Origin of the sequence: Frankia sp. CgMI4, from assembly GCF_001756285.1 — a bacterium.
Taxonomy (GTDB): domain Bacteria; phylum Actinomycetota; class Actinomycetes; order Frankiales; family Frankiaceae; genus Frankia; species Frankia casuarinae.
Window position 1 is genome coordinate 1 of record NZ_MAQZ01000048.1, and the last position, 20,252, is coordinate 20,252.

At 70.4% G+C, this 20,252-nt stretch carries 17 protein-coding genes and 1 tRNA gene; 11 read left to right on the top strand and 7 right to left on the bottom strand.

The annotated features are described in order from the left end of the window. Positions 1-64: 64 nt before the first annotated feature. Positions 65-147 (bottom strand) — tRNA-Leu (locus Manayef4_RS05710). A gap of 159 nt (positions 148-306) precedes the next feature. On the opposite strand from Manayef4_RS05710, the gene Manayef4_RS05715 reads away from it, so the two are divergent. The 8 genes from Manayef4_RS05715 to Manayef4_RS05750 all read left to right on the top strand — a co-directional run bounded on the left by Manayef4_RS05715 (position 307) and on the right by Manayef4_RS05750 (position 10,904). Continuing rightward, complete coding sequence (locus tag Manayef4_RS05715; RefSeq protein ID WP_070130891.1) at positions 307-1,629, top strand: DUF3662 and FHA domain-containing protein; 1,323 nt, start codon at positions 307-309, stop codon at positions 1,627-1,629. Between the two features lie 6 nt (positions 1,630-1,635). Next, the gene (locus Manayef4_RS05720) at positions 1,636-2,133 is read left to right on the top strand and encodes an FHA domain-containing protein (protein WP_070130892.1); all 498 of its coding nucleotides are present in this window, start codon (positions 1,636-1,638) and stop codon (positions 2,131-2,133) included. Beyond that, complete coding sequence (locus tag Manayef4_RS05725) at positions 2,130-3,539, top strand: PP2C family serine/threonine-protein phosphatase (protein WP_070130893.1); 1,410 nt, start codon at positions 2,130-2,132, stop codon at positions 3,537-3,539. The genes Manayef4_RS05720 and Manayef4_RS05725 overlap by 4 nt, the downstream gene beginning before the upstream one ends. A 13-nt stretch (positions 3,540-3,552) precedes the next feature. Next, the gene (locus Manayef4_RS05730) at positions 3,553-5,049 is read left to right on the top strand and encodes an FtsW/RodA/SpoVE family cell cycle protein (protein WP_070130894.1); all 1,497 of its coding nucleotides are present in this window, start codon (positions 3,553-3,555) and stop codon (positions 5,047-5,049) included. Continuing rightward, complete coding sequence (locus tag Manayef4_RS05735) at positions 5,046-6,488, top strand: penicillin-binding protein 2 (RefSeq protein ID WP_070130895.1); 1,443 nt, start codon at positions 5,046-5,048, stop codon at positions 6,486-6,488. The genes Manayef4_RS05730 and Manayef4_RS05735 overlap by 4 nt, the downstream gene beginning before the upstream one ends. Next, positions 6,485-8,113 carry a serine/threonine-protein kinase gene (locus Manayef4_RS05740; RefSeq protein ID WP_011438789.1) on the top strand — a complete coding sequence of 543 codons (1,629 nt, stop codon included), beginning with the start codon at positions 6,485-6,487 and terminating at the stop codon, positions 8,111-8,113. Before Manayef4_RS05735 ends, Manayef4_RS05740 begins: the two co-directional genes overlap by 4 nt. Further along, positions 8,110-10,155, top strand: a complete 2,046-nt coding sequence (pknB, locus tag Manayef4_RS05745; protein WP_070130896.1) for a Stk1 family PASTA domain-containing Ser/Thr kinase — start codon at positions 8,110-8,112, stop codon at positions 10,153-10,155. Before Manayef4_RS05740 ends, pknB begins: the two co-directional genes overlap by 4 nt. A 98-nt stretch (positions 10,156-10,253) precedes the next feature. Next, positions 10,254-10,904, top strand: coding sequence for an aminodeoxychorismate/anthranilate synthase component II (locus tag Manayef4_RS05750; protein WP_011438791.1), 651 nt, complete (start codon positions 10,254-10,256; stop codon positions 10,902-10,904). Here the strand turns inward: Manayef4_RS05750 and Manayef4_RS05755 are convergent. After that, positions 10,901-11,755 carry a DUF881 domain-containing protein gene (locus Manayef4_RS05755; protein ID WP_235462856.1) on the bottom strand — a complete coding sequence of 285 codons (855 nt, stop codon included), beginning with the start codon at positions 11,753-11,755 and terminating at the stop codon, positions 10,901-10,903. The genes Manayef4_RS05750 and Manayef4_RS05755 overlap by 4 nt on opposite strands. Before the next feature lie 338 nt (positions 11,756-12,093). Between Manayef4_RS05755 and Manayef4_RS05760 the strand changes: the two genes are divergently transcribed. Further along, positions 12,094-12,357, top strand: a complete 264-nt coding sequence (locus Manayef4_RS05760; RefSeq protein ID WP_011438793.1) for a cell division protein CrgA — start codon at positions 12,094-12,096, stop codon at positions 12,355-12,357. Between the two features lie 135 nt (positions 12,358-12,492). After that, positions 12,493-12,909 carry a RidA family protein gene (locus Manayef4_RS05765; RefSeq protein ID WP_070130897.1) on the top strand — a complete coding sequence of 139 codons (417 nt, stop codon included), beginning with the start codon at positions 12,493-12,495 and terminating at the stop codon, positions 12,907-12,909. 36 nt (positions 12,910-12,945) lie between these two features. Here Manayef4_RS05765 and Manayef4_RS05770 read toward each other — a convergent pair whose 3' ends face one another. The 4 genes from Manayef4_RS05770 to Manayef4_RS05785 form a co-directional block, all read right to left on the bottom strand. Then, positions 12,946-13,305 carry a hypothetical protein gene (locus tag Manayef4_RS05770; protein WP_023840019.1) on the bottom strand — a complete coding sequence of 120 codons (360 nt, stop codon included), beginning with the start codon at positions 13,303-13,305 and terminating at the stop codon, positions 12,946-12,948. Between the two features lie 78 nt (positions 13,306-13,383). Continuing rightward, positions 13,384-15,291 (bottom strand): glycoside hydrolase family 15 protein, encoded by a 1,908-nt coding sequence (locus tag Manayef4_RS05775; RefSeq protein ID WP_070130934.1) that lies wholly within the window; start codon positions 15,289-15,291, stop codon positions 13,384-13,386. Positions 15,292-15,464: 173 nt separating this feature from the next. Beyond that, positions 15,465-16,544, bottom strand: coding sequence for a rhomboid family intramembrane serine protease (locus tag Manayef4_RS05780; protein WP_254665481.1), 1,080 nt, complete (start codon positions 16,542-16,544; stop codon positions 15,465-15,467). Positions 16,545-16,700: 156 nt separating this feature from the next. Then, the gene (locus Manayef4_RS05785) at positions 16,701-17,228 is read right to left on the bottom strand and encodes a peptidylprolyl isomerase (protein ID WP_011438798.1); all 528 of its coding nucleotides are present in this window, start codon (positions 17,226-17,228) and stop codon (positions 16,701-16,703) included. A gap of 309 nt (positions 17,229-17,537) precedes the next feature. On the opposite strand from Manayef4_RS05785, the gene Manayef4_RS05790 reads away from it, so the two are divergent. Continuing rightward, a complete protein-coding gene (locus tag Manayef4_RS05790; protein WP_070130898.1) occupies positions 17,538-18,332 on the top strand; it encodes a hypothetical protein in 795 nt (264 codons plus the stop codon). 106 nt (positions 18,333-18,438) lie between these two features. Here Manayef4_RS05790 and Manayef4_RS05795 read toward each other — a convergent pair whose 3' ends face one another. Beyond that, on the bottom strand, positions 18,439-20,190 hold the full coding sequence (locus Manayef4_RS05795; protein WP_070130899.1) for a GMC family oxidoreductase: 1,752 nt from the start codon (positions 20,188-20,190) through the stop codon (positions 18,439-18,441). Between the last annotated feature and the right edge of the window lie 62 nt (positions 20,191-20,252).

The window sequence follows — 20,252 nt, forward strand, 5'->3', positions numbered from 1 at the left end:
TCGGCCCCCCGGCCAGCATGACGAAAGCCCCTGACGGCGCAGCACGCGCCGCCAGGGGCTTGCGTGGGCGAGGGGGGAGTTGAACCCCCACGTCCGCTAGGACACACGGACCTGAACCGTGCGCGTCTGCCATTCCGCCACTCGCCCGAGTGGGACTATCTCTTGACCAGACGACACGCTACCACGCCGGAGATGTCCTTCACGGAGGGGGGTCGGGCCCGTCGCGAACATGTCAAGCTGCCGAGCCGTGGGACGTCCGCGCCCGGGGGCATACGATCTCACAGACCGGGAGAAGGGAGGTCGAGCATGGGCGTGCTACAACGCTTCGAACGGCGCCTGGGCGGCCTCGTCGAGGGTGYGTTCGCGAAGGTGTTCAAGGGCGGAGTCGAGYCCGTCGAGATCGCCAGCGCGTTGGCCCGGGAAACCGACGATCGGCGGGCGGTCAGTTCGAACCGGGTGCTGGTGCCCAACGAGTTCGCCGTCGAGCTCGCCGGCGGCGACTTCGCCCGGCTCGCCCCCTACGACCGGGCGCTGTGCGACGAGCTCGCCGAGATGGTTCGCGAGCATGCGGCCGAGCAGCGTTACACCTTCGTCGGCCCGGTGTCCGTGCGGATGTCCGAGGCCACCGATCTCGATGTCGGCGTCTTCCGGGTTCGCAGCAGCGTGGCCGCCGCGGACCCGGGAGCGGTGACTGAACGGCGCGCACGCCCTCCCCGACCGGGCGCTCCCGGCACCCCGCACCTCGTCATTACCACGAAGGCCCCGGGAGGGCCCGCGGGCGGAGGGGAACGGGAGTATCCCTTGGACGCCGAGACGACCGTGATCGGCCGCAGCGTCGAGTGCGACATCCGCCTGAACGACACCGGTGTGTCTCGTCGCCACGGCGAGATACGCCGGCTTCCCGACGGGCAGTTCCTCTAYGTCGACGCCGGGTCCACCAACGGCAGCCTGGTCAACGGTCGCGCGGCGACGCAGGTCAAGTTGGTCAACGGGGACAAGATCGAGCTCGGTACCGCGACGATCGTCTTCCGTCGCGAGGACGGGCGGGGGAATGGTCCGGCGCGCGTGGGCGCCCGTGGAACACCTCCGCCGGCCCAGGCCGGGGGCCGGGAGACCATCCCGCCGGACCGCCGTCCCACGCCCGCGCCGGACGACCCGTACCGGCGCGGCTCGTCGCCACACGCCGGCCGTGTCGACCCGTACGCCGATCGTGATCGGCGCGGTGGGCCGGGGTACCGGGACGATTCATACCAGAACCGGAGGGACCCGTACCGGGACCGGACACCGGAAMGGGATCACGGCTACGACCAGCCGCGCGACCACGGTGGTCGTGACCCCTATCACCGTGACCCCCGTGACGGGCGTGAGGGACGAGCCGACGCTCCTCGGCGAGCCGACGCTCCTCGGCGAACCGACGCTCCTCGGCGAACCGACGCTCCTCGGCGAGCCGACCCCTACCGCGAGCCGAGYAACCCCGGCCGCCGGCCCGGCTCCGGTTCGCCGCCCGATGGGCTCGAACCCCTCGACGACGTGTACGACGCCGACACGGAGCTCCCCGGCCGCGCCGCCGCGGAGCCTCCCGGCGGGGATGGTCGACGTGGCCGGCCCAGATCGGCTCGAGGCTGGTAGCGCCCGATGGACCCCACTGAACCCAGCGAACTCGTACTGCTGGTTGTCAAGATCGGATTCCTTGCCCTCCTCTGGGGATTCGTTCTGGTCGCCGTGCGCGCCGTCCGGCTGGACATGTTCGGYCCCACCAAGCGTCAGCAGCGGCGCGAGYCGCCCCCCCTGGTCCGGCCGACGCCGCCGCGCACTCCACCCCAACCTCCACGCAAGCCACAGACACCTAGCAAACTCGTGGTGACCAAAGGCCCCTTGACCGGCACAACGATCCCGCTAGGAACGGCACCTGTCACCATCGGACGGGCACAGGACTCGACTCTGGTCCTCGAGGATGACTTCGCATCCGGGCGGCATGYGAGACTCGTGCCCCACGACGGGCAGTGGTTCGTGGAGGACCTGGGCTCGACCAATGGCACATTCCTCAACCGTACGAAGGTGACCAGTCCCATGCCGGTACCTCTCGGCGCGCCGGTCAGGATCGGGAAGACGGTCCTGGAGCTCCACCGGTGAGCCTCAGGCTTCACTTCGCCGTCCGCTCGGATGTCGGGCACGTACGGGAAGGAAACGAAGATTCAGCCTATGCCGGGCTCCGCCTGCTGGCGGTGGCCGACGGCATGGGTGGTCATGCCGCGGGGGAGGTCGCCAGCTCAACGGTGATCTCCCGCCTGGCGGATCTCGACGACGCGATCSACAGCGACGATCTCGTGACGGAGCTGAACGAGGCCGTCCGGGACGCCAATCGGCAGCTGCGCGAGATGTCGCTGGAGAACAGCGCGCTGGACGGCATGGGCACCACGGTGRCCGCCGTGCTCTCCTCCGGTGACATGCTCGGGGTGCTGCACGTCGGCGATTCCCGGGCCTACCTGCTGCGCGACGGCGTCCTCAGCCAGGTCACCCACGATCACACCCTGGTGCAGGATCTCGTGGACCAGGGTCGGATCACCCCCGAGCAGGCGAACACCCATCCGCAGCGCTCGCTGCTGATGCGGGCGCTCGACGGTCGGGAGGTCGAGCCCGATCTCTCCGTGCGCCAGGCGATTGCGGGAGACCGCTACTTGCTGTGCACCGACGGCCTGTCGGGGGTGGTGAGCGAGGAGACAATCCTCGAGACGCTGCTGCTGCCCACCCCGCAGGAGGCGGTCGACCAGCTGGTCGACCTGGCCCTCAAGGGCGGCGGCCCGGACAACATCACCGTCGTGGTCGCCGACATCGAGGAGGACCACGGCGAGGCGGAGCCCTATCCCCTCGTAGCCGGCGCGGCGGCCGAGAAGCGGGCGGTTCCCGGCGCGTCGCCGGCCCGCAGCGGGCCGAATCCCCAGTACCCCGACCACGAGTCCGCGGCGGCGAAGGCGGCCCGTATCGGTCGGCCGGGCTTCCACCGGCGGGACCGCCAGGCGCAGGCCAGCGATCGGGGCGACGACGACGGCGACGACTCCGACCCGGAAGGATCCGGGGGACGGCGCTCCGGGCGGCGGGTCCTGTTCGTCTCCACYGTGGTGTTCGTGCTCATCGCGGCCGGTGCCGCGGCCGGGTGGACCTACGTGCGCGGGCAGTACTATGTCGGCGTCGACGACGAACACGTCGCCCTCTTCCAGGGAGTGAAGGGCATTCCGCTGTCCTCGGTGGTACTCCCCCGCCGTCAGCCACTGTCGGAGGTTGCGGAGCCCGATCAGGCGGAGCTCCGACGAGGCATCCGCGCCGGCAGCCGCGACGATGCGGAAAAGATCATCTCGCGCCTACGGACCCCGGCCACGCCCTCCGTACGCCCGAGTCCGAGTCCGACCGACCGTTCCAAGGTGCCGTCGGGCACCTCGGGCTCCTCCCTCCTGTCCACCGCCCTGTGCCAGCCGGCGACCGGTGCCGGCGTCACGGTCCCGGGATGCCCGACCACACCCGTCCCCACCCCCTCACCGTGATCTCAGGCCAGCGATGACCCGCCCGCCGATCCCCCTACCTCCGCTACGCAGGCCGAGGTCGGCGGACCTCACCGCGACCTTCGCCGGTTTCCCGCTGCCCACCGGCACCAACCTCCCGCCGTACCGGCGCCGGGAGCTCATCCTGATGATCTTCGCCGGCGTGCTCGCGACCAGCGCGCTCGCCGCGTTGACCTTCGCCGACATCGGCCAGGTCTCGCTCGGGATCTTCTCMATCGGTCTCGGCTTCTTCTGCCTGTGGGCGCTGGCCCACCTGGCGGTACGCAGGTTCGCGCCGGCCGCCGACCCGGTGCTGCTCCCGGTCGTCGTCGCGCTCAACGGCCTGGGCCTGGTCATGATCTATCGGCTCGACCTCGCCAAGGCGGATGCCGCCGAGCGGGCGGGAACCCACATTCCGCCCGGTGCCGCGCAGACGCAGCTCGTCTGGACCCTGCTGGCGGTCATCGTCTTCATCCTGGTGCTGGCGCTGGTACGCGATCATCTCTCSCTCGCCCGGTACGCCTACACGGCCGGCCTGGTCGGTCTGGTCGGTCTGGTGCTGCCGATCGCGCCGGGCATCGGCGCGACCATCAACGGCGCGCGCCYCTGGCTGCGGATCGGGCCGTTCTCCTTCCAGCCGAGCGAAGTCTCGAAGATCATTCTTCTGATCTTCTTCGCCGGCTATCTGGTCAACAAACGCGAGGTCCTCTCGGTGGCCTCCCRCTCCTTTCTCGGGATGGGGATCCCGCGCGCCCGCGACCTCGGGCCGGTACTGGTGGCGTGGCTGGCGAGCCTGGGCATCCTGATCGTGCAGAAGGACCTCGGCTCGTCCCTGCTGTTCTTCGGAATGTTCATGGTCGTCCTCTACGTCGCCACCGAGCGGGTATCGTGGCTCTTGGTCGGCTTCGTGCTGTTTCTGTTCGGTGCCGTGATCGCGCACAGCATGTTCAGCCATGTCCAGGTCCGGGTGGACGGCTGGCTGCACGCCTTCGACGGTGACAACCCGTCGAGCACGTCGTACCAGCTCGTGCAGGGCCTCTACGGCTTCGCCGCCGGTGGCATCACCGGTACGGGGCTCGGGGAGGGGCACCCGCAGAAKGTGCCGTTCGCKAACACCGACTTCATCATGGCGAGYCTCGGTGAGGAGCTCGGTCTCACCGGCGTCATGGCCATCCTGATGATGTACGCCCTGGTCGTGCTGCGCGGGATGCGCGCGGCCCTCGGCGCGAAGGACCCGTTCGGCAAACTGCTGGCGGCCGGGCTGTCCTTCACCCTKGCGCTGCAGGTGTTCGTGCAGGTGGGCGGGGTCATGYGGCTCATCCCGCTGACCGGGCTCACGCTGCCGTTCGTCTCCTACGGCGGGTCGTCCATCGTGGCCAACGCCGCGATCATCGCGTTGCTGCTGCGGGTCAGCGACGCCGCCCGCCGCGCACCCGAACCGGTGCCGGATGCCCCCCTGTTCGACCCGGGCGCGGTTGCAGAGAGTCCCACCCAGGTGGTGAAGACGACATGAACCGCACGGTGCGCAAGGTCGCCGTCGCCTGCATGGTCCTCTTCGCCGCGCTCCTGGTGAACGCGAACTGGCTCCAGGTGGGCGAGGCGGGCAGCCTCAAGTCCCAGCCGACGAACGGGCGTCAGATCACCGAGYGCCTGGAACGACAGCGGGGCGCGATCGTCGCCGGTGACGTGGAGATCGCACGTTCGGTGCCGTCGAACGACCAGTACAAGTACCAGCGGCAGTATCCGGCCGGGCAGCTCTACTCCAACGTTACCGGCTACTACACGCTGTTCACGGCGGCCGGCCTGGAGCGGTCCGAGGACGTCTTCCTGTCCGGAGACGACGACCKACTGCTCGCAAGCCGGGTGACCGGCCTGTTCACCGGCGCGGAGCGGCGCGGCGGTTCCGTGGTCACCACGATCAACCCCGCCGTCCAGAAGGCGGCGGCGGAGGCGCTCGGCAACCGCAAGGGCGCGGTGGTCGCCATCGAGCCGTCGACCGGCGCGATCCTGGCGATGGTCACCAACCCTTCCTACGACGCGAACGCGCTGGCGGCCCATGATGAGAAGGCCGCGGCCAATGCCTATGGGCTGCTGTCGGGCAATCCAGATCAACCGCTGCTGAACCGGGCARCCCAGCAGACCTATCCGCCCGGTTCGACCTTCAAGCTCATCACCGCCGCCGCCGCGCTGTCACAAGGCAGGACGCCGGACACTCGTGTCGCGGCACCCGATGAGCTACCGCTCCCACTGAGCACCGTGCGGCTGCCGAACTTCGGCGGCGAACGCTGCGGCGACGGCGAGACCGACACCCTCATTCACGCGCTCGCCATCTCCTGCAACACCGCRTTCGCACAGCTCGGTATCGATCTCGGTGCCGACACCCTGCGCCGGCAGGCCGAGGCCTTCGGCCTGAACGCGACCTTCCCCGACTTCCCCTTGCAGCAGGSCCGTAGCGTCTTCCCCGCCAAGCTCGACGCCGCGCAGACCGCGCAGTCGGCGATCGGCCAGTACGACGTCCGGGTCACGCCCCTACAGATGGCGGAGGTGGTCGCGGCGATCGCCAACGACGGCACGGAGATGAAGCCCTATATCGTGTCCGAACTACGCAGCCCGGACCTCAAGAGGATCAGCAAAACCGAGCCGAAGAAACTCGGTGAACCGGTGAGCAGCGAGGTGGCCGCCCAGCTCACGACCATGATGGAAAGCGTGGTGACGTCGGGGACCGGTCGGCGGGCGCAGATCGGCGGCGTCACCGTCGCCGGGAAGACGGGGACCGCCGAGCACGGCACCAGCCTGCCGCAYGCCTGGTTCGTGGGGTTCGCCCCGGCGGACGCTCCGAAGATCGCGGTTGCCGTCATCGTCGAGGACGGCGGCGGCGAGCTGGGTACCGGTGGTGCCGTCGCCGCCCCCGTCGCGAAACAGGTCATACAGGCCGCATTGGACAAGCCATGAACAACTCCCCGGGCAATCCCATCTCCCCGTCGCAGCCCTTCGCCGGCGCCGCGTCGCCGAACACCGTCCTCGACAACCGGTACCGCCTGAACGGGCGGATCGCCGCCGGCGGCATGGGTGAGGTCTGGCGTGGCCTGGACCTGACCCTCGGCCGCCCCGTCGCGGTGAAACTGCTGCGCCCGGAGTACGCCAGCGACGAGTCGTTCCTGGTGCGGTTCCGCGGCGAGGCCCGCCATGCCGCCCGGCTGTCACACCCGGGCGTCGCCTCGGTCTATGACTACGGCGAGGTCGCGACCGCCGACGACTACCCGACCGCCTACCTGGTCATGGAGCTGGTGGAGGGGGAGCCCCTCTCCGCCGCGCTGCACCGGGAGAAGCGGTTGTCCCCGGAACGCACGCTGGACATCCTCGGGCAGGCGGCCGACGCGTTGCAGGCCGCGCACGCCCTCGGCGTGGTCCATCGCGACGTCAAGCCCGGCAACCTGCTGCTGCGCCCGGACGGCGCGGTGAAGGTCACCGACTTCGGGATCGCCCGCGCGGTCGACGCCGCGCCGCTCACCGCCACCGGCATCATGATGGGGACGGCCTACTACGTGTCCCCCGAGCAGGCGTCCGGGCGTCCGGTGACACCGGCGAGCGACGTCTACTCGCTCGGCGTCGTCGCGTACGAGTGCCTCGCCGGTCGCCGCCCCTTCGACGACCGCAACCCCATCGTGGTCGTGATGGCCCACCAGCAGGACACCCCGCCCCCGCTGCCGACCGACATCCCCTACCAGGTACGGGCCCTGGTGGACTCGGCGATGGCCAAGGACCCCGCGCGCAGGCCCAGTTCGGCGGGGGCATTCGCGCGTTCGGCGGCCGGGATCCGGCGCAGTCTGTGGAGCCCGGAGCCGGCGCGCTGGCCCGGCGCACCGGACGCGACCGCCCGCCATCCGGGGCCGGGCGCCGTCCTCCCGCCCGCCGGTGCCGCCGCTCGCCCGCCCCGATCCACCTCGCGCACCCGGCCACCGTCCTGGGTGGCCGCACCGCCACCGTCCGGTCACACCAGTGGACCGGGGCGCACCGGCGCTTCGCCGGACAACGCCCAGGCGGTTCCCGATGGCCCGGAAGCCATGCTCGGCGGACCCGACGTACCTGCAACGGCCCTGCACAGCCCGCCCTTCGGCGGCCCCGACACGGCGTACGGTGGCCCCGAGTCGGCGTACGGCGGCTCGGCCTACGGGACGTCGGACCGTGGCGGCCCCCGCGATCCCGGCACCGCCTACCACCCGGGTCCGCCGCCGTGGGCCCGTACCCCCGGCGGCCCCCCAGGTCCGTCCGGCCCKGACAGCCCGGATGATCTGCGGCCGGGCTGGGAGGGGCGAGCCGCTCGACGGCACCGGCCGAAGGCGGCCTCCCGTCCCGCCCTGCCACTGCCACTTCTGATCATTCTGCTGATCCTCACCGTGGTGATCGTCGCATTCGCGACCAACAGGTTGTTCTCCGGCAGCAATTCCGCATCGAACTCCGCGACCACACCACCGAGGGTGGTCTACCCAACCGCAATCGGTGATGAAATCGTCAGCGGTAACGCCGGGTCGGCGATTTCCGGCGCGGGAGGGGCGACGGCAGGGGAGTATTCGTGACCGACGTGACGGAGATGTATGCCCCGGGGGCTGGGCCGCAGATCATCGGCGGGCGTTACGAGCTGGGCGAGGGCATCGGCTATGGCGGCATGGCGGAGGTCTTCCGCGGTCGTGACATCAGGCTCGGCCGTGAGGTCGCCGTCAAGACGCTGCGCCCGGACCTCGCCCGTGATCCCACCTTTCTCGCCCGGTTCCGCCGAGAGGCGCAGTCCTCGGCCGCGCTGAACCACCCCGCGATCGTCTCGGTGTACGACACGGGCGAGGACCTCATCAACGGGGCGCAGATCCCCTACATCGTGATGGAGTTCATCGAGGGACGGACCCTGCGCGACGCGCTGCAGACCGAGGGCCGGTTCACCGAACGCCGCGCTATGGAGATCACCTCCGACGTCTGTGCCGCCCTGGACTACAGCCACCGGATGGGGATCATCCACCGCGACATCAAGCCGGCGAACGTGATGCTCAGCCCGGACGGCTCGGTCAAGGTCATGGACTTTGGCATCGCCCGCGCCACCACCGCGACCTCCTCGACCATGACCGCGACGGCGGCGGTGATCGGCACCGCTCAGTACCTGTCCCCGGAGCAGGCCCGAGGAGCCCGCGTTGACGCCCGCAGCGACGTCTACACCACCGGGGTGYTGCTCTACGAACTGCTCACCGGGTCGCCGCCGTTCCGCGGGGACAACCCGGTGGCCGTGGCCTACCAGCACGTGCGGGAGGACCCGCTGCCGCCGTCCGCTCACGATCGCGACATCTCCCCCGAGGCCGACGCGATCGTCCTCAAGGCGATGGAGAAGGACGCCGACGACCGCTACGGCACTGCGGGTGAGATGCGCGACGATCTGGAACGGGCGCTGGCCGGACGGCGCGTGCACGCCATGATGGGAGGTGGTGGCGCGGGCGGGGCCGCCACCACCCTCGGCCCGGCCGCGCCCGGCACGGCGATCCTCAGCCGCGGTGACCGAGCGGGTTATCCCACCCGGGACCGCTACCGCGACGACGACTACCGCAACGACGACCAGACCACTTACCGCGACGTCCCCTACGACGACGGCCGGTTCGGCACCGGTCCGTTCGACCRCTACGACGTGACCGGGGCCATCGACCGGCGGGCCGTTCCCAATCAGGAGCGTTCCCAGGCGTGGAAGTACATCCTCGCGGGTCTCGGAATCGTCATCGTCTTCGTCGCCGTCGTCCTGCTCGCCACGACCTTCCTCAGCACCGGTGACAACACCGCCTCCACGAAGAAGATCCTCGTCCCGACCGGCCTCGTCGGGCAGAACGAGCAGCAGGCCCGCGCCCGGCTGCAGAGCGCCGGCTTCGGGGGGGAGGTGGTCACGAAGCTGGTCGATTCACCGGACCTGGCCGGTCGGGTCACGGCGGTCGACCCGGCCGAAGGCAAGGAGGTCGCCGCCAAGGGGGTGATCACCCTGTCGATCGGCAAGGCCGCCGACGACGTCCAGATCCCCGCCGACCTGATCGGGAAGACCCAGGCCGAGGCCGAGGCGGCCCTGCGGGCGTTGGGGCTGGTCCCGAACCCGATGGCCTACGGCAACCCGACCAGCCAGAAGGTCGGCACGGTGGACAGCACCGATCCGCAGGCGGGTTCGGCCGTCAAGCGCGGCAGCACGGTCACGCTCAACGTGGTCAGCCCGAACGTCAACGTTCCCGACGTGCGCAACCGCACGTACGACAATGCCGCCGCCGAACTCGGCCGCTACGGGCTGAGGGCGGCCCAGCAGCCCGTCGCGAACAACAACGTGGCGCCGGGGACGGTTGTGGACCAGAGCCCGTCCGGCGGCAACGTCCCTCGGGGTTCGACCATCACGCTGTCCGTCGCCCAGCAGATCCAGACCACCGCGCCGCCGACTCCAACCGAGACGCCAACCGGGCCCACCCCGACCACGGAGCCGACCAGCACTTCGCCGAGCCCGACGGGTAATCCCACCCCTGGGACACCGGCCACGACGAAGCCGGGCGGCCTGGGGGGGCTGCTGGGCGGCCGCAACGGCGGTGGCGGTTCCGGCGGTGGCGGCACCTGAGGTCGTCGCGCCGACGGAGGCGGTCGTGGCTGCTCAGGCAGTATGGGACTGCGGCCGCCCACGGCAGGGTGCCTGATGCCGCGGGAGGTCACGATCTGATGCGCATCCTGGTGATCGACAACTACGATTCGTTCGTCTTCAACCTTGTCCAGTACCTGGGCCAGCTCGAGACCGAATGCATCGTGCGCCGCAACGACGAGATGACGCCGGCCGACCTCGCCGCGCTCGGCGTCGACGGGGTCCTGCTCTCCCCGGGACCGGGTACGCCCGAGGCGGCCGGCGTGAGCATTCCCATGGTGCGAGCCTGCGCGTCGGGCGGCATGCCGCTGCTCGGGGTGTGCCTGGGCCATCAGGCGATCGCGGTCGCGTTCGGCGCTACCGTCGACCGCGCCCCGGAGTTGCTGCATGGCAAGACCTCGGTCGTCCGCCATGACCGGACCGGCGTTCTCACGGACCTGCCGTCGCCGTTCGTCGCGACCCGCTACCACTCGCTGGCCGTCGAGGAGGACACCCTTCCCGAGGAAATCGAGGTGACCGGCCGGACCGAAAGCGGCGTGGTGATGTCGCTGCGCCATCGACGCCTCCCGCTCGAGGGCGTGCAGTTCCACCCGGAGTCCGTCCTCACCCAGGGCGGCCACCTGATCCTCGCCCGTTGGCTGGACCAGTGCGGCGACGGCGGCGCGGCGCGCAGGCTCGCACCGGGGCTGTCCGCCGAGGTCGAGACCCTGCGGACGGCGGCGTTCTCCTAGCCGCGCCTGGCGATGCCGGACGGGTCGATCGGCCCGTCGTAGCCGGGTAGCCGGCTGTCGGCGGCCTCCTCGACGCGGTATCCCAGCCGGTAGGCGTCGACGTACTGCCGGTAGATCGTGACCTGCGGATTGGCCTGCAGGCTGGAGCGCAGCGCGGCGACCTCCCCGATCGCCGTGATCCGGAACGGCGGGGAGAAGACCTCGCCGTGCAGCAGAAGAGTGTTCCCGACGCAGCGGACCGCCGTCAGTGCCGTCACCCGGCGGTCCATGATGCTCATCGCCTCGGCGCCGCCGGCCCACAGCGCGTTCACGACCGCCTGGACATCCTGCTGGTGCACGATGAGATCGTCGGGCCTCGGGGCGGGCACGCCGGGGGCGTACGGGCCACCCCGGCCCTCCCGCGGGGCGTCGTCCAGCTCGACGGTCAGCGCCGGCCCGCGCACCGGGGCCAACCCCGCGGGACCGGCCAGCGACTCGACCAGGGACCGGGCGGCGGCATCGGTCCCGAGCGCGAAGCCCGGTGCCCCCGACGGGACGGCCTGCGCCGTGGTCGCGCGCCGCCGCGACTCGGCGTCCAGCCCGGCGCGGCGGTCGGCCACCCGGCCCGCCTCCTCGTCTACAACCTGCGCGACTCCCGCCCGCTCCTGGGCCGCCCAAGCGGCAGTGTCCCGCGGGCCGGCCCGATCGAACGGGCCGCCGTCCAGCACCACGACGCCGGACAGCACGCCGGCCCAGAACAGCGACACCGCCCAGATCACCCGCCGCGACCGGCCCCCCGGCCAGGGCCAGGGCCGTAGCCCGCCGTGCACCGTCGTCCCCAATCTCCCTCGGTGCCCCGCTGAACGGTTCACCCATGCATGCCGATGAATCGCCGGGGGCGGCACGCGACCATGCCACAACCAGCCCGGCCGGGCGATCCGTCCGCCGCGTCGGAGGTATCGCCTCCCGCGCAGGCTACGCGGCCGATGGCGCTCTCGATGCCACATGGGTCTGATCGCCCCGGCACCGGCCGCGACGTCGGCGTCGCCCGGGCCCCGACCGGAGGTGAATCCCGCCGGCCGGTACGCAACGGCGTTTCCACGGACGCCCTGTCTACGCTGGTACCCAGCGCGAGACCGCCGATGGCCGGACGAGGACGGCGACGACGGTCGCCGCTCTCGTCCACGCACGGCCATCGAGGAGTTCCGCAGTGCCCGAGTCACGACGCCGCAAGCCCAAGAAGCCAACCCCGACCACCACCGCGGGCGCGTCGGCACGCAGGCGGAAGCCGCCGTCCCCGCCCTGGTTCGGCGGTCTGATCCTCGCGTTCTTCCTGCTCGGGATCGCCTACCTGCTCGTCTACTACTTCTCCAACGGCGGCGTCCTGGGGATGGAGGGGCTGGGCGGCTGGAACATCCTTATCGGGTTTGGTTTTGTCGTCGTCGGACTGGCCGTGTCGACCCAGTGGCGATAGCCGGCCCGCACGCCAGACGCCTGATGGCCACGCCCGGCACAACCACCAGAGCTTCCAGCCGTGTTATTCATCCACAACCGTTGTCCACAAGTGTGGATACCTCCACCTTGATCACCGATTACCCAGGGAATCCTGTTGCATCCTGAACGTCAGAAGATTTCCGGCTCCTCACCCTACGAAGCCACGATCGGGTTCTCCCGGGCGCTCCGCGTGGGCGAACGCGTGTTCGTCAGTGGGACTGGGCCGGTGTGGCCGGACGACACGGTTCCACCGGACGCTGAGCTGCAGACCCGGCGGTGCTTCGAGATCATCCGCACCGCACTGCGCGAGGCGGGCACCGATCTCGGTGACGTCACCCGTACCCGGATGTTCATCACCGATCCCGCCCACGCTCCGGCCGTCGGCRCCGTCCACGGCGAGCTGTTCGCCGCGATCCGCCCAGCCGCCACGATGGTCGTCGTTGCGGGACTACTCGACGAGCGTTGGGTCGTCGAAGTGGAAGCCGAGGCGATCCTTGGGTCCGGGGCTGGGTCCGGGTCCGGGTCCGACTGACGGCCGGCCCTGACGCCGGGTCCGGATCCGGGACCGTCAGCGCGCGATGACCGCCCTGCGCAGACGCGCCACGGCGCGTTCGGCGTCGCCGGTTGTGACGATCAGGCGCCGGAACTCGCCACCCGGGCGGACCTCCACCACGACCGCGGGCCGGCCGCGGTAGACAGCGACAAACTCCTTGCCGCCCCGCGACCGCCAGGTCCCGAGGGCCATGACGCGCGGCAGTCCGGTCCCGGGCGCCCGCCATCCGTGCACTTCCGCGAACGCATCCGCCGCCAGGCGTACGTCGAGTACCTCGTCGAGCCGCACGGAGACGTCCCCACGCACCGCGCCGATCCGTTCAAGCCCGCGCAGGACGACCTCGACCCGCTTGTCCACAACCTCCAGGCTGGCCACAGCTCCCACGTTAATGCCACGACCCGCTCGGGTTCGCCTGATCGCCGTGGCCACCTGTCCCGGGACCGGCCTGCACGATCAGGTCGAGGGGGACGGCCGGGCGTAGGCCTCGGCGTCCTCGGCCCTGATCACGTACATCACCGCGTTGATCAGGGCCAGATGGGTGAACGCCTGGGGGAAGTTTCCGAGATGGCGGCCACTGACCGGATCGATCTCCTCGGCATAGAGATCCAGCGGGCTGGCGAGGCTCAGCAGCCGTTCACACAGCTGCCGGGCACGGGTCAGCTCGCCGATCTCCACCAGGGCGGAGACCAGCCAGAACGAGCAGATCAGGAAGGCGCCCTCGGTGCCGGAGACCCCGTCGTCGGTCTCCTCCGTGCGGTAGCGCAGGRCCAGCCCGTCAACGGTCAGCTCGTCGGCGATCGCGAGCACGGTGGCCTTCACGCGTTCGTCGGCCGCCGGCAGGAACCCGAGCAGCGGAATCAGGAGCAGTGAGGCGTCGAGCGCCTTCGATCCGTAGTACTGGGTAAACACACCGCGATGATCCACAMCCTTCTCGCACACCTCGGCGTGGATCTCCTCCGCCACGGCCCGCCAGCGCGCCGCCGTCTTGGCGTCCCCCCGCATCTGCGCCAGCCGCCGACCCCGGTCCAGGGCAACCCAGCACATCATCTTGGACACGGTGAAGTGCTGCGGCGCCCCGCGCACCTCCCACATCCCGCGGTCCGGCTCCCGCCAGTGCGTGGCCGCCGCCTCGACGAGGCGCACGAGCACCGGCCAGAGCCGTTCGGAGAGGTAGTCACGGGACTTGGTGTGCAGGTACACGGAGTCGAGAACGACACCCCAGACGTCGTGTTGACGTTGCAGTGCCGCTGCGTTGCCGATCCGTACCGGGTAGGCTCCCTCGTAGCCGGACAGGTGACCGAGGACCTCCTCGTCGATCTTCGGCTCGCCGCTCACCCGGTACATCACCTGGATGTCGTCGTCATCGTTCTCGGCGACGTCGGCGATGAACGAGAAGAAATCGTTGGCCTCGTAGTCCAGCCCGAGGGTGTACAGGCCCCACAGCGCGAAGGTGGAATCGCGGATCCAGCTGTATCGGTAGTCCCAGTTCCGTTCGCCGCGCGGGGTCTCCGGCAACGAGGTGGTCGAGGCGGCGAGCAGAGCACCGGTCGGCGCGTAGGTCAGTCCTTTCAGCGCGAGGGCGCTGCGCTGCAGAYGGCGCCGCCAGGGATGGTCGGGAAACATTCCCCGCGACAGCCACTGGCGCCAGAACTCCGTTGTCCGGTCGACGGCGACGCACGCCTGCAGGTAGGTGTCCGGAAGCAGGGGCTCCTCCGGGCGCCAGGTGAGCGCGACGAACGCGGTGTCCCCCTCCCGCAGCGTGGTGCGAGCCAGTGCCCGCCGGCCGTCGAAACCGAGCCGCAGGTCGGTACGCAGCCGMAGCGTGACGTTGGTGCCCGCATGGCTGATCACGCCGGAGGAGTAATCCTCTCCCTCGTACTGCCAGGACTCGGGCTCACGGCCGTAGTCGAAGTTCGGCTCGCACACCAGGCTGAGATCCACCGAGCCGTGCTCACAGCGAGCCAKCCGGAGCAGCACGTGGTCGGCGTCCCAGTCGCTCGGCGTCCGACGGTGCGTGTTCGAACGCTTGTGGGTGCGATGCCAGCGCCCGACCACCAGGCAATCGGTGACGATGAGCCAGCCGTTCGGCGTCTGCCAGGTGGTCTCGAGAATGTTCGTCCCGGGGAGGTAGCGCCGGCCGGCCGGGATCTGCGTACGCTCGGGACCGAAACGGAAGCCCCCGGCCGACCGGTCCAGCACCGACCCGAAGACACTCGGGGCATCGGGCCGGGGCACACACRTCCACTCGACGTTGCCGCTGGGGGCAACGAGACAGGACGTCTCACAGTCGGACAGGAATCCGTACTCGGCGATCGGCGGGAAGGGACTGCCCCCGCTGCGCCGCACCGGTGAATGTGCCATCTGATCCCCCTGCCCGCGCCGTGCCACGGCATCCATCACGCTATCGCCACCACACGTAGATCGCTACTATGAGTATTGACAAGAAAGCGAATGGTAGCCRCTACTCGGCGGCGTGCAAGCGTCGCGGCCGTCCTCACCCCCGCGACCAGGGCTGTCGGGCTACAACTGCCGGGCTACACCAGTGTCGACGACTTGATGATCGCGGCGGCGAACAGCAACGCGAGCACGGCGGCGACCCCGCCCGCCTGGAGCAGCACCCGGCGGGGCGGGACGTAGGCGTAGATCAGACCGATGATGGCACCGACAGCCAGCCCACCGAGATGCCCCCATTTGTCGATGTTGCTGAACGAGAAGGTGATGGCKAGGTTGATCCCGAGCACGATGAGGATCTGCCGGGAGTCCACCCGCAGGCGGCGGGCGATGATGTAGTAGGCGGCAAAGAACGCGAAGATCGCGGTGGACGCGCCGACCGACACGGTGAACCCGTCACCGAGCACGTAACTCAGGGTRTTCCCACCGAGCGCCCCCGCCACGAACAGCGCGAGGTACCGAGCCCGCCCGAGGATCGCCTCGAGCTGAAACCCGAGCAGGTACAGCGCGTACATATTGAACAGGATGTGGAGCACGCCGGCGTGCAGGAAGGCCGCGGTCAGCAGCCGATAGTACTGGTCGTCCGCCGCGATCCGGATTCCGATCATGGCGAAGTCGCCGGTGAAGCGGTTGAAGGTGCCGCGGCCGGTCAGCCCGGGCGCGCCCTGCAGGATGTAGGCGGCGACGCACAGGCCGATGAGGATCTGGGTGACCAGCCCCTGCCGGGCGACCTGAGCCGGGCCGCCGAGTGTGGTCCGCGTTCGGCGCTGCGGCGTGGAGCGGTCGCCCTCCTCCGGGCAGTGGAAGCCGAYCGCCGCCGGGCGCATGCAGTCGGGGCAGATCGGCCGGCCGCAGCGCTGGCAGGAGACGTAGGTCTCCCGGTCCGGATGACGGTAGCAGTGCGGGATCATCGCGGCGCCGGGTGGCTGCGGCCGRCCGGCGGGAGGACCACCCGCGGGAAAACCGCCCGCGGGAAGACCGCCGGTGGGCGGCGGGGGACCGCCGGAACCGGAAGGTGGAGTCCACCCCGACCAGCCGGGCGCCGGGCCGACCGTGGGTCGCCACCCCGGCTCGGCCACCGGGTGCCCCGATCCGGCCGGGCGCTGCTCCGGGCCGCCCGGCTGGTCATCCGTGGGCGGTTCGACGGGCGGGTTCGCCGTCACCGCGCCGCCCCGGAGGCCAGCGTCGCCGCCGGAGGGGTACGGCTGACGTGAACACGTCCGGCCGCCCGTACGCACGCGGCGGCCGACGACCGCGCACGCCGCGCGGCTGGAGCTCTCATGCGCCGTACTCCCGGGTTCGAGGCGGTGACCGGCCGGTCAGGCGGACCGGCGGTCGATCACGATCTCCTGGATGACGATGTCGGACTTCGGCCGGTCCTGCGCCCCGGTCGGCGCCTTGGCGATCGCATCCACCACGTCGGTTCCCCGCGTGACCTCACCGAAGATGGTGTGCTTGCGGTTGAGCCAGTCGGTGGGCGCGACCGTGACGAAGAACTGCGAGCCGTTGGTCCCCGGTCCGGCGTTCGCCATCGCGAGCAGGTACGGCCGGTTGAAGGTCAGGTCCGGATGGAACTCGTCGGCGAACCGGTAGCCCGGACCACCTCGACCGGAGCCCAGCGGGTCACCGCCCTGGATCATGAAGTTCGGAATGACCCGATGAAAGATCGTTCCGCTGTACAGCGGCGTGCCGGTCTTCTTGGCACCGGTCTCCGGGTCCGTCCACTCCTGCGTGCCGGTCGCGAGGCCGACGAAGTTCCGCACCGTCTTGGGAGCGTGGTCGGGGAACAAGCGGATCTCGATGTCCCCCTGAGTCGTCCGCAGCGTCGCGTACAGCTCCTCGGCCATGAGCCTCTCTTCTCTTCAGATCGATCTCTGCGGGTGTCTGGTCAGCCGGCGTCCGGATGGGTCTCGATCGTATGCGCCGGGCGCCGCGGGGGRATTCCATCACCGAGGTTCRCACCGGGTACACCTTCCCAAGGGCACAGCCCAGACATGTCACCCAAGTATTAGTGACACGCTACGGAGGGTTAACGCGTTGGAGAAGCCCGYCGACGGGGTACGGCACACTTCACAGATCTTGACCACACCGATACCTGGGCACACCACCAGTTCGATGGTCGGACGCCTCGACCATCGGCTCAACGAGAGGGCACCATGAGTACGATATTGAAGGACAGACTGTMACATGTCGCCGACACGGTGCCGGTTAGCGGGYTGTCCGACACCGCGAAGAGCGCCGCCGACCGCGCCGGCACGGTCGCTCACAAGGCGGCGAGCAAGGCCGGGGGTACGGCCGGCTCGGCCGCGTCGGCCACCAGGGATGTGGGCGCCAGCGTGGCGCACCGGATCTCCGACGCCTCCAGCACGGCCACCAAGACCGGTGCGTCGGCCCAGAAGGCGGCCGGGAAGRCCGCGGGCCGGGCCGTCGGCAAAGCCACCGCCGTGTCCGGTCGGACCGCCAGGCGGATCGAGAAGGCCCGGGCGCATGCCGAGCTCGCCGCCGAACGCGCCCGGGCCGCCGCCGAACTGCGGGCGGAGAAGCATCGCTCCCGGCGCGCGGTGCAGCGCGAGGCCAAGGCGCGCCTGCAGGCCGACAAAGCCCAGGAGATCCTGGAAAAGCGGCTGGCGAAGGCCGAGTCCAAGCTCGCGAGGGTGCACCGCCGTCGGCGGCGGGAGTTCCTCACGCTCGCCCTCGTCGGCGCGGGTGCGGCGGGGACCGCCGCGGTGCGGCGGTACCTGGCCCAGGCGGAGGAAAGCCCGGCCACCACCGCCGAACCCGTGCCGCTTGACACCACCGCCACCGCATCCCCCGCCGGCACCACCGCATCCCCCGCCGGCACTGATACCCGGGGCGCCTTCGACGAAGGCCTGTCCGCCTCGGCGACCCCTGACTTCGAGGAGTTGCCCGGCGTCGACCCGTCGCGCGGTGCGCCCAGCCGGCGGCGCTGAGATCACGTGCCGGCGATCGACGTGCCGGCGATCGACGTGCCGGGCAAAGCGTGGCTGCCGGACGCACCCGCATCCCGGCAGCTCGTGGCCAGCATCCGGCAACCGGTCACCTCGTCCCCGCGACCGGTCCGACCGGGCCGACCGGGCCGACCACGCGGTAGGTCCCGGGAGCGCCGGCTGGGACGGCGGGGTGCGCCGGTGCTCTCGGCGCAACCGGCCGGTAGGCCGCCCCGAGAGGTGGGCGCGGGTCGGGTTCCCCCTTGTTCGGCCAGAAGGACATCGCCCGTTCGGCCTGCGCAGTGATGGTCAACGACGGGTTCGCGCCGAGGTTCGCCGAGACCGCGGCGCCGTCGACGACGTGCAGCCCCTCGTATCCGAAGACCCGGTGGTAGGGATCGATCACTCCGGTGGTGGGATCCGTGCCGATGGGGGCCCCGCCGAGGATGTGCGCGGTCAGCGGGATGTTGGCGATCTCGCCGATCGACCCGCCGGGGTAGCCGCCCATCCTGKCCGCGATCCGGCGGGCGGCATCGTTGCCCTCCGGGATCCAGGAGGGGTTCGGCTCACCGTGTCCCTGCCGACTCGTCAGCCAGCCGAGACCGAACGGCCCACGGCGCAGGRAGACGATCAACGAGTTGTCCCACGACTGCATGACCAGCGCAATGATGGTCCGCTCGGACCATCGCCAGGGCAGTGACGACGCCAGCGCCTGATGTGGGTGGAGCACGACCTGACGCAGGTATTTCAGCCAGCGCGGCACCCGCCCGCCGCCGTCGGTCATCGACGCGCTGATCAGTGCCATCAGGTTGCTCCCCCGGCCGTAGCGCACGGGTTCGATGTGGGTGTGCTCGTCGGGGTGGAAGGACGAGGTGATCGCGACTCCCCGGGCGATCCGCTGATCGGGGCGCAGCCTGGATGCGCCCAGGATCGCCTCGGAGTTCGTCCGKGTGAGATGACCGAGCCGGTCGGACAACGCCGGCAGGTCACCGCTCTGTTTCATCGCCAGCAGCAGCCGCTGGGTGCCCAGGGTGCCGRCGGCGAACACGACCTGCTCCGCGGTGAGGGTACGTCGCCGACGCCGGACGAGACCCCCCGTCCGGACCATGTCGAGCTCATACCCGCCGGTCGAGCGTGGCCGGACAGCCGTGACCGTGGTGTCCGGGACTACCCGCACACCGGCCCGCTCGGCCAGGTACAGGTAGTTACAGTCGAGGGTGTTCTTGGCCCCTCGACGGCAGCCGCTCATGCACTCCCCGCACTCTACGCATCCCGTCCGAGCCGGGCCGGCGCCGCCGAAGTACGGGTCAGGGACACGCACGCYGGGTTCCCGGCTGCCGTCGCGGCCGAAGAAGACACCGACCGGCGCCGCCGCGAAGGTGGACCCGACCCGCATCTCCTCGGCGACCGTGCGGAACACCTCGTCGGAGTACGTCGTCGTCGGGTTGGGATTCACCCCGAGCATGCGTTCGGCCTGGTCGAAGAACGGCTCCAGCTCACGGCGCCAGTCGGTGATGTCCCGCCACTGCGGGTCGGTATAGAAGGCGTCGAGCGGGCGGTACAGCGTGTTCGCGTAGACGACCGAGCCGCCACCGACCGCCGTTCCGGACAGCACCACGACCCGACCCAACCAGGTGATCTTCTGGATACCGTGGCAGCCCAACCGCGGCATCCACAGATACCGGCGAACGTGCCAGCTGTTCTTCGGCAGCGTGTCCGGGGTGAACCGGCGACCGGCCTCCAGCACGAGGACACGATGGCCCTTCTCCGCGAGCCGTAGCGCGCTGACGCTGCCGCCGAACCCGCTCCCGATCACGATCACGTCGGCGTCATAGCCGCCGTCCGACCCGGAATCAGCCACGGGTGTCGTCCACCGAAGTCACCATGACTTCCCATGATGGGCTGTCGCTGGGACTATGCAAC